This is a genomic window from Mesorhizobium sp. L103C131B0, from assembly GCF_000502275.1.
Taxonomy (GTDB): domain Bacteria; phylum Pseudomonadota; class Alphaproteobacteria; order Rhizobiales; family Rhizobiaceae; genus Mesorhizobium.
The window spans coordinates 137,177-152,020 of sequence record NZ_AYXC01000014.1 but is presented as its reverse complement, the minus strand read 5'-3'; the positions used below and the strand labels follow the sequence as shown (position 1 = coordinate 152,020).

At 62.9% G+C, this 14,844-nt stretch carries 14 protein-coding genes and 1 pseudogene; 10 read left to right on the top strand and 5 right to left on the bottom strand.

What is annotated here, in order from left to right:
• Positions 1-115: 115 nt before the first annotated feature.
• Entirely contained in the window at positions 116-640 is a 525-nt protein-coding gene (locus X730_RS143580) for a hypothetical protein (protein ID WP_023754669.1), read from the bottom strand.
• A gap of 44 nt (positions 641-684) precedes the next feature.
• Positions 685-1,107 (bottom strand): OsmC family protein, encoded by a 423-nt coding sequence (locus X730_RS143585; RefSeq protein ID WP_023754670.1) that lies wholly within the window; start codon positions 1,105-1,107, stop codon positions 685-687.
• A 174-nt stretch (positions 1,108-1,281) separates the two neighbouring features.
• Between X730_RS143585 and X730_RS0134170 the strand changes: the two genes are divergently transcribed.
• From X730_RS0134170 to X730_RS143590, 4 genes and pseudogenes are all read left to right on the top strand, one after another.
• Positions 1,282-1,734, top strand: a complete 453-nt coding sequence (locus X730_RS0134170) for a (2Fe-2S)-binding protein (protein ID WP_031197152.1) — start codon at positions 1,282-1,284, stop codon at positions 1,732-1,734.
• A 15-nt stretch (positions 1,735-1,749) separates the two neighbouring features.
• Positions 1,750-2,280 (top strand): annotated as a pseudogene (locus tag X730_RS1000000168735) (molybdopterin cofactor-binding domain-containing protein); the annotation flags it as partial.
• A gap of 124 nt (positions 2,281-2,404) precedes the next feature.
• Entirely contained in the window at positions 2,405-4,129 is a 1,725-nt protein-coding gene (locus X730_RS01000000164655; RefSeq protein ID WP_245261399.1) for a molybdopterin cofactor-binding domain-containing protein, read from the top strand.
• 10 nt (positions 4,130-4,139) lie between these two features.
• Positions 4,140-5,447 (top strand): cytochrome c, encoded by a 1,308-nt coding sequence (locus X730_RS143590; RefSeq protein WP_023754672.1) that lies wholly within the window; start codon positions 4,140-4,142, stop codon positions 5,445-5,447.
• Positions 5,448-5,462: 15 nt separating this feature from the next.
• Here X730_RS143590 and X730_RS143595 read toward each other — a convergent pair whose 3' ends face one another.
• Together X730_RS143595 and X730_RS143600 are read right to left on the bottom strand one after the other, a co-directional pair.
• A complete protein-coding gene (locus X730_RS143595; RefSeq protein WP_023826956.1) occupies positions 5,463-6,992 on the bottom strand; it encodes an AMP-binding protein in 1,530 nt (509 codons plus the stop codon).
• Positions 6,989-7,804 (bottom strand): p-hydroxycinnamoyl CoA hydratase/lyase, encoded by an 816-nt coding sequence (locus X730_RS143600; protein ID WP_023754674.1) that lies wholly within the window; start codon positions 7,802-7,804, stop codon positions 6,989-6,991. Before X730_RS143600 ends, X730_RS143595 begins: the two co-directional genes overlap by 4 nt.
• 158 nt (positions 7,805-7,962) lie before the next feature.
• Between X730_RS143600 and X730_RS0134160 the strand changes: the two genes are divergently transcribed.
• The 3 genes from X730_RS0134160 to X730_RS143610 all read left to right on the top strand — a co-directional run bounded on the left by X730_RS0134160 (position 7,963) and on the right by X730_RS143610 (position 10,585).
• Positions 7,963-8,439: a MarR family transcriptional regulator gene (locus X730_RS0134160; RefSeq protein ID WP_050588144.1), complete on the top strand. Its 477-nt coding sequence runs from the start codon at positions 7,963-7,965 to the stop codon at positions 8,437-8,439.
• Positions 8,440-8,644: 205 nt separating this feature from the next.
• Entirely contained in the window at positions 8,645-9,370 is a 726-nt protein-coding gene (locus X730_RS143605; protein WP_023826955.1) for a 3-keto-5-aminohexanoate cleavage protein, read from the top strand.
• 171 nt (positions 9,371-9,541) lie between these two features.
• On the top strand, positions 9,542-10,585 hold the full coding sequence (locus X730_RS143610; protein ID WP_081731617.1) for an acyltransferase: 1,044 nt from the start codon (positions 9,542-9,544) through the stop codon (positions 10,583-10,585).
• A gap of 314 nt (positions 10,586-10,899) precedes the next feature.
• Here the strand turns inward: X730_RS143610 and X730_RS143615 are convergent, their stop codons facing one another.
• Positions 10,900-11,751: a hypothetical protein gene (locus X730_RS143615; protein ID WP_023826954.1), complete on the bottom strand. Its 852-nt coding sequence runs from the start codon at positions 11,749-11,751 to the stop codon at positions 10,900-10,902.
• A gap of 441 nt (positions 11,752-12,192) precedes the next feature.
• Between X730_RS143615 and X730_RS143620 the strand changes: the two genes are divergently transcribed.
• The 3 genes from X730_RS143620 (at position 12,193) to X730_RS143630 (ending at position 14,762) form a co-directional block, all read left to right on the top strand.
• Entirely contained in the window at positions 12,193-12,702 is a 510-nt protein-coding gene (locus X730_RS143620; protein WP_023754678.1) for an Lrp/AsnC family transcriptional regulator, read from the top strand.
• Positions 12,699-13,862, top strand: a complete 1,164-nt coding sequence (locus X730_RS143625) for a saccharopine dehydrogenase family protein (RefSeq protein ID WP_023826953.1) — start codon at positions 12,699-12,701, stop codon at positions 13,860-13,862. Before X730_RS143620 ends, X730_RS143625 begins: the two co-directional genes overlap by 4 nt.
• A gap of 111 nt (positions 13,863-13,973) precedes the next feature.
• Positions 13,974-14,762: an ABC transporter substrate-binding protein gene (locus X730_RS143630; RefSeq protein WP_023684789.1), complete on the top strand. Its 789-nt coding sequence runs from the start codon at positions 13,974-13,976 to the stop codon at positions 14,760-14,762.
• Positions 14,763-14,844: the final 82 nt, after the last annotated feature.

Below are 14,844 nucleotides of genomic sequence, written 5' to 3'. Positions count from 1 at the left end.
CGGTCCTCCGGCGGACAAGAAAACTGTCACCCATGCTATCGGTCCATTCTGTTACCTATCTATCCGGTTCGGACAATCTTCCCCTTCGCCCCTGTGGGAGAAGGGAAAACGCGCTTCACCGCTTGCGATACACCTCCAGCTCCGGGTCGAGATCAACGCGCACCGCATTCGTGAACACGCAGGTCGCCACCATGATGCCGGCGAAGGCGACGAGGTTGACCAGCAGTGTGTCGTCGTAGCGAGCCTTGAGTGCCGCCCAGACATCGTCGGGAACGGCGTTGGTATCGGCAGCGACTGCCTTGCCGAATTCGATCAGCAAAGCTTCTTCAGCGCTGGGCTCGATCGCCTCGGGATCAAGACCGCTGTCGATCAGCGCGCGGCGGAAGAAGGTAAGCGGTATCTCGGCGCGGCATCTCTCGGAGATCGCCAGCGACAACAGCCAGACAGCGCGGTCGTCGAGTGCGGGCTTGAGCAGATCGCGCAGGGTGAACCATTCGGCATAGATGCGGTGGGCCGCCGGTGAATGCAGCAGGATGCGCTTCATGTTGGTCATGCGTCCGCGCAGGCCAAGCTCCCTGTCGTGCTCGGCGCGGATGTCATGCGATGCCGAGGCGTAGTCGATCGGCGGGATCATGGCCATGGGACGGTCCTTGGTTGGTGGCAGCGAGGCATTCTGCGAAGCCCTCACCCAAGCGTCGTATGCAATTGCGGCGCGGCGCGCAGCGTGTTGGACACCGTGCAGATCGCTTCGGCGTCCTCGACGATCCGCTGCTTGGTCGCAGCGTCGAGATCGCCTGAGATGTCGAGCCTGATGTTGAGCCTTTCGACGCGCGACGGCTCGTCCTTGGCCTTCTCGCCGCCGACCTCGGCGCGCACCTCGCCAAGCGCGGCGGCAACCCCGAGGCGGGAGGCGGCGATGCGCGCGCTCAGCACCATGCAGGCGGCGAGCGAGGCGTAGAGCAGGTCGAGCGGATTGAAGCCCGGCGCGCTGACGCCGGTGACGACATCGACTGCACCGCCGGTCGGAGTGGTGATGGAAGGCAAGCCGCCGGGCTGCAGCGTCGCCGTCGCGCCGGTGACGCGGGTTCTGACCTTCAACTCAGCCATCGCAAAAACCTTTCAGCCGGCAGCCCGGCAAAGATCAGGGGCACTGTGGCGCGCACACGAGTGCGATTTGCACACGCGTTGCGGTGCCGAACAACATGCATGTGATTAGACACTACCGGCAAACAGGTGCCTACTGCATTGTCCACGGGGATGCGGATAACCGAGGAGAGGCCCATGATTGCGCTCAATGTAAACGGCGAGGATCGCAGTGTCGACGTGCCGGACGATATGCCATTGCTGTGGGTGCTGCGCGATGTCATCGGCCTGACCGGCACGAAGTTCGGTTGCGGCATCGCCCAGTGCGGCGCCTGCACGGTGCAGCTTGACGGGCAACCGGTGCGATCCTGCGTGTTGCCGGTCGCGTCGGTTGGGTCGCGCCATGTCACCACCGTCGAGGCGATCGATGCGACGCCATCGGGCAAGAAAGTGCAACAGGCATGGCTCGACCTTGAAGTCATCCAGTGCGGCTATTGCCAGTCCGGCCAGATCATGTCGGCCTCGGCGCTGCTGGAGCGCAACCCCGACCCGAGCGACAGCGATATCGACGCCGCCATGTCCGGCAATATCTGCAGGTGCGGCACCTACACGCGAATAAGAGCGGCCATAAAACAGGCCGCGAAGGCCTGAGGGAGATAGCCAGCCATGAGCAAGCCGTCCTCCTCCCCCACCCAAAAATTCACCTCGCGCCGTGCCTTCCTGCAGGGCAGCGGCCTTCTGCTCGGCTTCACCATGCTGGGCGCCGGCACCAGGCCCGGTTTTGCCGCCGCCGAACCCGTCGAGGGCGACGTCACCGCCGCCTTTTCACCCGATGCTTTTATCCGCGTCGACAGCGACGGCAAGATCACTTTCATCCTGCCCAACATCGAAATGGGCCAAGGCACGCACACCGGCGAAGCGACGTTGATTGCCGAGGAACTGGAAGTCGGCCTGGACCAGGTGAAGGTCGTCGACGCGCCGCCCAACGACAAGCTGTACGCCACCGCTGCGCTTGGCGGCCAGGCAACGGGCGGCTCGACCTCGATGCGGGCAACCTGGGAATCGCTGCGCAAGGCAGGCGCCGTTGCCCGCACGATGCTGGTTGCGGCAGCAGCCGCGCAATGGGCGGTTCCGATTTCGGAATGCAGCGCCAAGCTTGGCGTGGTCACGCATCTGCCGACAGGCCGGCAGCTGGCCTATGGCGCGCTCGCCGACGCGGCCGGCAAGCAACCGGTGCCGAGCGACGTCAAGCTCAAGGACCCCAAGGATTTCCAGCTAATCGGCAAGTCGCTGCGCCGGGTCGACACGGCGGGCAAGGTCAATGGCGCAGTGGTCTACGGCATCGATGTGCNTAATCGGCAAGTCGCTGCGCCGGGTCGACACGGCGGGCAAGGTCAATGGCGCAGTGGTCTACGGCATCGATGTGCGCGTGCCCGGCATGAAGGTGGCGACGGTCGCCGCCTGTCCGGTGATCGGCGGCAAGCTCGGCGATGTGGACGAGACGGCGGCACGCGCCGTCCCAGGCGTGCGCGATATCGTCAGGCTGGACAATGCGGTCGCCGTGATCGGCGATCATTTCTGGGCGGCCAAGAAAGGCCTCGAGGCCCTCACCATCACCTGGGACGAAGGCGCCAACGCCAGGCTTTCAAGCGCCGATATGATGAACACGCTGAAGGCTGCGTCCAAAAACAAGACACCGATCATGGCGCGCCAGGAAGGCGACGTCGCCGGCGCGCTGAAAGCCGCCGTCAAGACGGTCGAGGCGAGCTATGAGCTGCCGTTCCTGGCCCATGCGCCGATGGAGCCGGTCAACTGCGTCGTGCATGTGCGCGCCGATGAATGCGAGATCTGGCTCGGCACCCAGGTGCCCACCCAGGCGCAAGGCTGGGCGGCACAGGTCACGGGCTTTCCGCTCGACAAGATCATCGTGCACAATCACCTGATCGGCGGCGGCTTCGGCCGCCGGCTTGTCGCTGAATATGTCGGCCAGGCGGTGGCGATCGCCAAACAGGTGAGCTACCCGGTCAAAGTTATCTGGACGCGTGAAGAAGACATCCAGCACGATCTCTACCGGCCGACCTACTACGACCGGATATCAGCCGGTCTCGGCGCCGACGGCTTGCCAACCGTGTGGATCGACCATGTCGCCGGCGGTTCGGTGTTGGGTAATTACATCCCCGGCGGCTGGCCTCAGGACAAGCTTGACGACGATGCCGTCGAGGGCGCCGCCAAACCGCCCTATGATCTGCCGGTCATCCAGGTCGACTGGGTGCGCGAGGATCCGCCGGTGCCGATCACCTGGTGGCGCGGTGTCGGGCCGACGCACAATGTCTTCGTGGTCGAAAGTTTTATGGACGAACTCGCCTATGCGGTGGGCAGGGATCCGGTGGAGTATCGCCGGGCGCTGACCAAGAACCAGCCGCGGGCCGCAGGCGTGCTCGAGCTTGCGGCCGAAAAGTCGGGATGGGGCTCGCCGCTTCCGGCCGGCAGCGGCCGCGGCATTTCCCTGCACGATGCCTTCGGCAGCTTCATGGCCGCGGTGCTGGAGATCTCGGTTTCAGCGGCCGGCGAGATTACGCTGCAGCGCGCGGTGGTGGCCGTCGATTGCGGCATCGCCATCAACCCAAACACGGTCGAAGCCCAGATCGAAGGCGGGTTGATCTTCGGCCTGTCGGCGGCGCTCTACAGCGGCATCACTTTCAGCAATGGCCGCGTCGACCAGAGTAATTTTCACGACTACCGCATCCTGCGCAACAATGAGGCGCCGAAGATCGAGGTCTATCACGTCAAGAGCCTGGAATCGCCCGGCGGCATCGGCGAGACAGCAACGGTTTCGGCCGGGCCTGCCCTTGCCAACGCGATCTTTGCCGCGACGGGAAAACGCCTGCGCAGCCTGCCCATCGACCGCAACCAGCTGAAGAGCGACGGCGCCGACAAGACCAGCGTGTCGATGGTGCCGCCGCCCGCAGCACCCTTGCTGGCGGTGCTGGCGAACAGCAGGGAGCGCCCGGAGACCGGCATCGAAACCGAAGCCGAAGCGCTGTGAGGGCCAGGCCATGAGAAGCTTGGTCCGCATCCTCCTCGCTGTCGTGGTCGTCATCGCCGCCGGCGTTGCGATCTTCCTGTTCAAACCGGCGTCGCTGCCGGACGTCTCCATGGCGGCGGCGAAACTGCCGACCGGTCAGGCGCTGATCGATCGCGGCGAATATCTGACGCGCGCCGCCGATTGCGTCGCCTGCCACACAACCGGAGGCGGCCAGCCCTATGCCGGCGGCCTTGCCTTCAAGCTGCCGTTCGGCACCGTCTATTCCCCAAACATCACCGCCGACAAGGAAACCGGCATCGGCGACTGGAGCGACGCGGAGTTCGTGCGTGCCTTGCATCAGGGCATCGACAAGCAAGGCCGCAATCTCTATCCGGCCTTTTCCTATGCCTCCTATGCCAGGATGGCCACGGAAGATGCGCTGGCGATCAAGGCCTATCTGTTCAGCCTGCCGCCGGTGCACGCCGAGGCGCCGAAGAACGATCTGAGTTTTCCGTTCAACCAGCGTTATGTCCTGCGGTTCTGGAACCTGTTGTTCGTTCCCGACGGTCCGTTGCCACAAGACGAAAAGCAGAGCGCGGAATGGAACCGCGGCGCCTATCTCACCGAAGCGATGGCGCATTGCGGCGAATGCCACACGCCCCGCAACCTGTTCTATGGGCTCGACAACAGCAAGAAATTCGCCGGCGCCGAACTGCAGGGCTGGAAGGCCTACAACATCAGTTCGGACAAGACGACCGGCATCGGAAGCTGGAGCGAGGAGCAGCTGTCCAACTATCTCTTCAAGGGTCATGCGGAAGGGCGTGGTGCGGCCACCGGCAACATGGGCGAAGCCGTCGACTACAGCCTGCGCCATTTGACGCCGGAAGACATCAAGGCGATCGTCACTTACGTAAAAACCGTTCCGCCGCAAGTCAGCAGCGACAAGGCGATCGTCGAAGTCGAGCCGCCGGCAACACTGACGACGTCCATCGCCTACGCTCCGTCTGCCGATTCAGTGGCGCAAGGCGGGCTCGGCCTGAAGCTGTTCCAGGGCGCCTGCGCCAGCTGTCACGGATGGAATGGTGAAGGGTTGCAGACGCCCTACGCGGCACTGCGCGGCAGCCGCACGGTCAACGACCCCGACGGCACCAATCTGATCCAGGTCATCCTGAAAGGCGCGCATATGACGACGCCGCTGGGCAAGCAGGCCATGCCGGCTTTCGCCAACGCCTATTCGGATACCGAGATCGCAGCCCTCGGCAACTATGTGCTGGCGCATTTCGGCGGCAAGCAATCCGCCATCACGCCAGCCGACGTGGCCAAAGCGCGGGCGCAGTGAAGGACGGCGGTGGGGTCACCGGCAGCCGCGCAAAATGTGTTTCTGAATCTTGCCGGAGGCGGTGCGGGGCAACGCGTCGGTGAGCAGGAATTCCTTCGGCACCTTGTAGCGGGCGATGCGAGCCGCACAGTGCGCCGCGAGCGCCGCCGGATCGAGGACGCAGCCAGCCTTCAGCACGACGAAGGCGCGGCCGACCTCGCCCCAGCGCTCGTCGGCGATGCCGATGACAGCCGCTTCGGCAATGTCGGGATGAGCGAGCAACGCCATTTCGACCTCGGCCGGATAGACGTTCTCGCCGCCGGAAATGAACATGTCCTTGCGGCGATCGACCAGGGTGACGAAGCCGTCTTCGTCCCGGCGCGCTATGTCGCCAGTGCGGAACCAGCCATCCGATGTGAAGGCCTGTGCCGTCGCGTCAGGACGGTTCCAGTAGCCCGGCGTGACGTTGGGGCCGCTGAGCCAGATCTCGCCCGCCTCCCCGGCCGCGGCGTCGTGGCCATCTTCGTCGACGATGCGCAAGCACAATGATGGCGCCGGCAGGCCGGCAGAACCCGCCTTGCGGGCGATCTGGCCGGCCTCGACCGGCATGCCGAGCACGGTACCGGCCTCGGTCATGCCGAAGCCATCGACCATGCGCACGCCCTGCTCCAGCCACCAGAGGATGTCGGCGGCGGGATTGGGCGCGCCGCCGGTGAAGATGGCAGTCAGTGTGGTCCAGTTTGCCGGCGAGAACGCGGCATCTTCGCGCACCATTTTGGCCATTTGCGGGACGCAGAAATAGTGGGTGACGCCGAGGTCGGGATCGGCCAGGCGGCGGTTGGTGAGGCCGGCCTCGAAGCCGGGCGAGATCAGCACGGTGCCGCCCTGCAGCAAGGGCGGACGCAGGCTGGTGATGAGGCCGATGACATGGAACATCGGCGCGTCGCAGAGGAAGACGCTTGAATTGCCGACGCGGCCCAGCACGCCGAAATTGACCGCGGTGGCGGAGGCGTTGGCCTCGGTGATGATCACCCCCTTCGGCCGGCCGGACGTGCCCGAGGTGTAGAGGATGATCGATGGATGATCGGCCGGCGGCAAAGGCCGGCGCGGCGCCGGCGCTTGCGCGTCCACCGCCGCGGCGAAGGCAGCGATCTCGACCGGCACGCAGCCCTCGGGCGGCGCCAATTCAAACGCGGTGTCGTGCAGCAGCAGCGCGGGATCGCAATCGGCTAGGATTGCCTGTTGCTCAGGTGCAGCGAGGCGCCAGTTCGCCGGCACGAAGACGGCGCCGAGCCGCATGGCGGCCTGCTGCAGGATCAGGAGATCGACACTGTTGCGGGCGGCGGTGGCGATGCGCTGCCCCGGCTCGATGCCGTAGCCGCTCTCAAGGACGGCGACAGCGCGCTGGATGGCTTCGTCGAACCTGCCGTAGGTCCAGCGCCGCCCGGAAGCGAGGTCGACGCATGCAAGACGCTCTGGCTGCGTCTCGGCATGCAAGGCCACGGGATCGGGCGTCGTCCAGGCCGGCATCTGCATCTCCTCCCAGATCGGATATTGGCTGATCACCTCGCCTTGTCATAGGCGCCGAGGCCGGGCTTGTAGCTCTTTTCGTCGATGAACTGGCGGATGCCTTCCTTGCGGCCGTCATTGTCGTAGGAATTGGCCGCCTCCTGCGCGCGCACCAGATAGTCCTCGGCATTGTCGTAGGTCATCTCGGCGACGCGGCGGATGGCGTCCTTGGTCGCCTTCAGCGCCACCGGGTTTTTCTTCAGCAGGATGTTCGCCACCTCGGTAACTCGTGGCTTCAACTCCGCCAGCGGCAGGCTTTCGTTGACCAGCTTCCAGGCCGCCGCCTTCCTGCCGTCGATGAGTTCGCCGGTCAGCGCGTGGTACATGGCGTCGCGCATCGACAGCAGGTCGACCACCACCTTGGTGGCGCCGCCGCCGGGCAGGATGCCCCAGTTGATCTCCGACAGCGCGAATTGCGCCTCGTCGGCGGCGAAAGCGAGGTCGCAGGCAAACAGCGGGCCATAGCCGCCGCCAAAGCACCAGCCATTGACCATGGCGATGGTCGGCTTGCGGTACCAGCGCAGCCGCCGCCACCAGCCATAGGCCTCGCCTTGAGCCTTGCGGACGGCGCCCAGCCCCTTGGCCTCGGTCTCGCGAAAATACTCCTTGAGATCCATGCCCGCCGACCAGGCATTGCCTTCGCCCGACAGCACCAGCACGCCGACATCGTCGCGGTATTCGAGCTGGTCCAGCACTTCCATCATGCGCCGATTGAGCGCCGGGTTCATGCAATTGCGTTTTTCAGGGCGATTGAAGCGCACCCAGGCGATGCCGTCCTCGATGTCGAAGGCAACGGTGTCTTGGGTCATGGCAATTCTCCTCCTGCTTGCGTTCCTGTGTGACGAGGCAAGAGTTGCGCTCCTCCCCGACATGTCATCAATAGCTATGTGACATAGCCTTCATAATTGCTATGTCGCATAGTATTTTCTCCTTGACAAGAGCCTTGATCGCGGTGATCGCTTGCAGCATGAACGAGACGGCAGATCGCACCGCATCCGGCAAGGCGAGCAGGGTCGCGCCCGAAGACAGGCTCGACGCGCAGATCGGCTACAATCTGCGGCGCGCTTCGGCGCTGGCGCTCAATGATTTCGCGGTCGAGCTGGCCGATGCGGCGCTGCGCCCGGTCACCTATGGCATGCTGGCGCTGATCGACGAAAGGCCTGGCATTCGGGCCGCCGAGCTTTGCCGCCTGCTCGGCATGAAGAGCGCGAACATGGCGCCGCTGTTGGCCGAACTCGAAGAGCGCGGCCTGGTCGAGCGCGACGACCATGCGCAGGACAGACGCGTGCAGGTGCTGGCTTTGACCAAGGCGGCCAAAGCCGCCATGCCGGCATGGCGCCGGCAGGTGCGCCGGCACGAGGACCGGCTCCTGGAGCGGCTGACGAAAAAAGAGCGGGCAACGCTGCTGCGCCTGCTGCGGCTGATCTGGACCGAGGAAGAGTAAGTTCTCCGGCAAGCGTGTCACTGGCCATTGACGTCCCGCCACTGAACTCGCGGAAGATCGGTTTCGAACAATATGATAGGGGCGCCTCCTGCCGAACTGATTCAGGCCGGGTCGCATCCACCTGTCAGGAGCCTTCGGCGGACCGGTACCGATTTTGGCAGCCCTGAGCTAGGCTCGCACCATCCGCAACAGGATCGCGAGAACCATGATCGTCCAGACCTGCATCAACGGCGCGCGTCCCGCCGATTTTCATCCCACGCTGCCGCTCGACGCCGAGGCCATGGCGCGCGATGGTGCGGCCTCTGTTGCCGCGGGTGCGGCCGAGCTGCACATCCATGCCCGCGGCGCGGACCGCCGCGAGAGCCTTGCGCCTGCGGCGATGGACCCGACGATCGCGGCGCTGCGCCGCGCCTGCCCCGGCACGCTGATCGGCGTCTCCACCGGTGCCTGGATCGAGAACGACGATACCAGCACGCTGGTCGCCATCGCCGGCTGGCGCGAATTGCCGGACTATGCCTCGGTCAATCTCAGCGAGGCGGCAGCCCCCATCGTCATGGAGAGCCTGCGACAACGCGGTATCGGGGTCGAAGCCGGATTGGCTTCAGTCGCCGACGCCGAGCGTCTCGTCAGCCTCGACCATGGCGGACGCGTTCTGCGCGTGCTGATCGAGATTTCCGAGCAGACGCTGGACGAGGCCTTTGCCGTTTCGGACGGCATCGAGAAAGTGCTGGATCGCGCCGGCATCCGCCGTGTCATCCTGCTGCATGGGTCCGACGCCACGGTCTGGCCGTTCGTGCGCCGTGCGGCGGAGCACAACTGGTCGACGCGCGTCGGGCTGGAGGACGGCAAAGACCTGCCGGATGGAACGGTGGCGGCCGGCAATGCGGCACTGGTGGCGGCTGCGGTGGCGATCTTCCGGGCCGGGCGATAGCGCATACAAGCAGCGCGCCAAGGCATCGCCGAGACGATGGCGATCGCAAGGCCCGGGCCGCGAAAGTCGGTGGAAGCTATTCAAATTTTATGTATTAATTAAACCGGCAGTTAATAGTCGCATCAACGGTCTCATCTATGTTAATATTCTCCCGCATCGGGGACTTTTTTAATGAACGTCATTCCGGATAATGATCACGCTGCGCCGCGTCGGATTCAACAATATACATCGATACAGACCCTGCGGGGGCTAGCAGCCCTTATGGTTGTTATCTATCATCTTCCGGCCGCACTAGGCGTGCTCGATTTGCCTATTCCCATTCTAAACAGCGGCGTCGACCTGTTTTTCGTCATCAGCGGTTTCGTCATGGTTCTCTCGACGGAGAACAGACATCGCGACCACCGTGCTTTTTTGATGCAGCGGTTCACGCGCGTCGTTCCGTTCTATTGGGTCATGACCTTCCTCATGGTCGCCGCACTTTGGCTGTTTGCCGGTCGTGGAGTGTCCTTTGAGCAGATTGCCAACAGCCTGCTTTTCGTGCCCTATCTCGATACGGCCACAGGCTATGTCCAGCCAGTGCTTGGCGTGGGTTGGACGCTCAATCTGGAAATCCTGTTTTACATTCTGTTCGCGGCGACTATGGGTTTTGGTGCGCTGACGCAAATGGCCACCATTGGCGTTGTCTTTGCAATCGCCGTAGCCGCACGCATTATCTTCAAACCCGCCGCCGACACTGTGCTGTTTTTCTATACCACGCCAATCCTGTTTGAGTTCCTTGCCGGCATGGCTGTCGGCCATCTGGTCGGCAGACTGGTGCGTTTGCCCGCTTTCCTGGGTGCCTCGGCTGTCGGGTTCGCTATTGTGTCCACACTGGTGATGGTACTTGGCTTCAACTTGCCGCGAACCCTTGCTCAAGGTATCCCGGCGCTGATCCTTGTCGCGGGTTGCATCAGCCTGGAGAGCTACTTCCGACTTTTTGCTCCTCGCGTGCTGGCAAGGCTGGGAGATGCTTCCTACTCTCTCTATTTGACCCATCCTATCGTGCTGCTCGCGATCGCTCCTGTCGTTGCAACCGCCAATGTGTCACCATGGCTTGCAGGCATAGCTATTGTCACCGCCTGCATCGCCGTGTCCCTGGCGAGTTATAGTTTTATTGAAAGGCCGCTTTTGGCCATGTCGCGAATGAGCCTCTCCGCTTATCAGGTGAAGGCGTGAGTTGCGGCTACGCCGCAACTCGGTCGGCCTGCTATGCGGGTGCGTTGCTCACTACGACCTCGCGTCGCGTTCAAGCGACCACGGCGGCGGCAAGATCGTCTCCGAACTCCGTCGCCTAGTGCTGTCGCGCACATCCTCGACTGCCTGTCGCCCCAAAATGCACAGCGGTTTTGGGACGACGACATGCATGAACAGAGACTTAAGCGCGTCGCAGGGGTCCCGTTCAAACGCGACGTGCTCAAGTGCAAAAAAAGCTGCCCCGTTTGGACCCGAAGCAGCTTAGTGTTTTATGCGCCAGGGCAATTTGGCAGTAGCTATTTTGCGACCAAATAGGCATCGTCCGTATAGATCTTGCCAACTCCACCATAGTGACCCACGCCAAACACAAATGACTGAGGTGTACCTGATCCGTCTGAATCCCGCCCGACCGGCCACGTTGCGTTTGACGATGATTGCCAAAACACCCCGTCCAGATACCAATCGATGCCCACCCCTTCATAGAGATCCGCGCGCAGCTGAAACCAACGGCCCTTCGGTGCGGGAACATCATTAGCCGGATTGTAGGTTCCGGGTGCCGCATTTTCCACATGCAGCAGCAGCAAATCCTCAGTCTGACTGTCGCGCAAGTTGACCCACCACGTTGGTTCCTGCGAGAAAGGCGATTGCTCGGTCACCTTGAACTGGAAGATATTCGTCCAGCCATTGGCCGCCTGGTAATTGGACGGAATGAAAAACCACGAGACATAGGTCCCATCGATCCCTGATGGCGACACGGCCTGGAGCGGACGTCCGAAAGCGTCGTTCTTGGCCAGGCCGCCTGGAAAGAGCCACTCTTTGTAGACTTTGGAATGGGGCTTTCCAGCATTGATGGCAGCCACCGTCGTTTCGAACTTTCCGAAGCTGTTGCCGCCGTGCGAGGATACATTCCCCGCGCCGGTCGAGACCAAGCCGCTGACAATTGCGTTCAGGTTGGGATCAGCTTCCGCGGGATCCTCCGCCTGAACGAAAGACCAGTCGGTATAGCACGAGGCTCCGGTGCAAGACCCCTCCTCCCAGTCCGCACGCCAGTAGGGCGCGTTCTGGGCATATGCGGCGCCAATTGGCACCATGGTAGCAGCAATGGTGCAGATTGCAGTTAGCACCAACAGATGAAAAATCTTCTTCATATCGATTCACCGTTCCTTTCCATGAAATTCGAAGCACACCCCTTGCGCCGTTTGCTTTTTCGCCTTCGAACACAGCGCCCCGAACGGCGCTGTCCCGCCAGCCTCAAAGGCGGCGATGAACCTTCAAAGGTATGCTGAAAACAAAAAACCCGCCTCGGAAGGCGGGCTGGCGGCGCGAATCAGCACCTACCCCAAATTAGTAGCATAGCTGCTGGAACAAAACAAGAACAAATGTGGCAACCTCGACGAAACTAGCGATTTCCCTCTTGTGAGGAGATGTCCAGCAGGACAGAGGCCCCTGATCCTGTCTTGCCCGAACGCACACGGAAGGGACACAGAGGGATGACATAGCTCTTGCTGCTGTAAAAAATTCCCCATAAGGTATTTTTCATATCCGAAAGAAAATCCGATCGTTTCTTTCCCTTTATGAAAGGCTTGCCTTTGCGTGAGCATCTCGATCAAACCGATCGACGGCTGGTAAAGCTGTTGTCGCAGGATGCCCAGCCCGGCATCAACCGGCTCGCCGAGACGATGGCGATCTCGGTGCCGACGGTGCGCTCAAGGTTGCGCAATCTGCTCGACCGCAACCTCTTGAAGATCGTCGGGCTGCTCAATCTGACCGAACGCCCCGAGTTGATCTCGGCCATTGTCGGGATCAACGCTCAGGGACGTGGCCGCGCCCGGGAACTGGCGCAGCGCATTGCCGAACTGCCTTTCGTCAACTCGGCCTCGGTGGTTACCGGGCGCTTCGACATCATCGTCGACGTGACCGTCGCCGGCGATGTCGCCGACCTCTACCGCATCACCAGCGAACTGATTCCGGGCGCCGGCATTCCGGGCGAAGTGGTGCGCAGCGAGACCTTCGTCGTCATGGCCTCCTGCAACAAATGGGTCAGCCTGCCCGAAGGCTGCTGGTCGGAAGAAACACCGGCGCGCAAGGAGCCGGCATGAGAATAGCTGTTCTCGGCGGCCTCGGCCTGCAGGGCCGCGCGGCCATCGCCGATCTCGTCGCCAGCGCCGGCATCGAGGAGGTGGTTTGCGTCGATACCGCGCCTGACGGACCTGCCCGGCTCGGCGGCCTGACCGACCTTTCTCGCGTGCGTTTCATGGTGCCCGAGGGCGCCATCGGTCCGGCACTCGCCACCGTGCTGGCCGATGTCGACGCGGTCATCGACCTCTTGCCGCAGCCGCTGATGCGCGAGGCGGTGCAGGCTGCGATCACGACGCGCACGCCGCTGGTCACCACCAATTACGGCAAGGCCATCGCCGATCTGGCGCCGGAGGCTGAACAGGCCGGCGTTTCGATCATGACCGAATGCGGGCTCGACCCCGGCATCGACCTCGTGCTCTACGCGCGCGCCGCCAAGCAGTTCTCTAGGATCTCCTCGATCGATTCCTATTGCGGCGGCATCCCCGAGCCGAAGGCAATGGCCAAGCCGCTCCGCTACAAGGTGAGCTGGAATTTCGACATGGTTCTGGTCAGCCAGAACCGCGACAGCGTGATGATCGAGGACGGCAAGCGCGTCGAAGTCTCGGCCGGCCGACAGCACGACAACCGCTTCATCCACGAGATCGACGTGGCCGGCCTCGGCCGGCTGGAAGCCTTTCCCAATGGCGACGCGCTGCATTATGTCGAGATGCTGGAGGCCGCCAAAGGGCTGCAACGCTCGGGCCGCTATACGCTGCGCTGGCCCGGCTGGTCGGCGTTCTGGGCGCCGCTGAAGGAACTCGGCTTCCTCTCCGAAGACAAGGTGCCCGGCACAAGCGCCAGCCCACGCGAATTTCTCGGCAGGCTGCTCGGCCCGCAACTCCAGTACGGCGCCGACGAGAAGGACCTTTGCGTGATGCGCAATGTCTTTTCCGGTCTCGAAGGCGGTCGCCGCAAGACGGTGACGTCGGACCTGGTCATTGAGCGCGACCTCGGCTCCGGCCTGTTCGGCATGAGCCTCGGCGTCGGCTATCCCGCCAGCATCGTGGCGCAGATGCTGGCGCGGCGCGAGATCACCACACCAGGGCTTTTGAACCCGCTGCAGCATGTTCCCGACACCAGCTTCTTCGAGGAGCTGGCGAGACGTGGCATCAAGGTTGCCGAGACGGTGGCCTGGGACTGAGGATTTTCGAACAGTGGCGCCGCCGGCAAACGGCGCTGCCGTTCAAAAAGCACCCGAAGGGTGAAAATAACAAACGACGCAGTGGAACAATACAACAAGGAGGAATGCCAAATGAAGATTGCCAAGCTTTTCATCGCCGGACTTGCGCTTGCGGGTCTCACCGCTGCTGCCAGTGCCGGAACGCTCGACGAGATCACCAAGCGCGGCGAATTGCGCGTCGCGGTACAGACGCAAGGACCTCCCTTCTCGCTGGTCGGCGCGGCCGGCGAGCGCACCGGCAGTTCGGTCGAACTCGCCGAGTTGATGGCCAAGGAAATGGGCGTCAAGATCACCTTCCTCGACTATGACTGGGACGGGCTGATCCCGGCGCTGCTTTCGGGCAAGGCCGACCTGCTCGTCGCCGACATGACGCCGACGCTGGCGCGCGGCATGAAGGTCGCCTTCACCACACCTTACATGTATACGGGCAGCACCGTCTTCACCAAGGCCGACAGCAAGTTCAAGACAACCGAGGACTGCAAGGCCAAGGGCACCAAGATCGCCGTGCTGTTGGGCGCCACCGGCGAAAAGGAAGCCAAGAACGCCTTCCCGGATGCCGACATCAAGAGCTACAAGGGCGGCGGCCCGCTGCTGCTCGACGCGGTCAACAACGGCCAAGCCGATTGCGGCGTCAACGACGTCTCGGCGGTCAAGGGTCAGTCGACAGCCTATCCCGCCGGCACCTTCACCATCATGCCGGACCTGTTGTCGAAGGAGCCGCTTGCCTTCGCCACCCGCTACGACGAGCCGGACCTGTTGATCTGGATGAACCTGTTCCTCAACCAGGTCAGCATCGACGGACGCCTGCAGAAGAACCTCGACTACTGGGTCAATTCCGACGCCTGGAAGAAGGATCACTAAGCAGAGGTAAGCAGGGAGTAGTGAGTAGGAAGTAGTGAATGGTGAATGGTGAATGGTGAATGGTGAATGGCCATTCCGGACG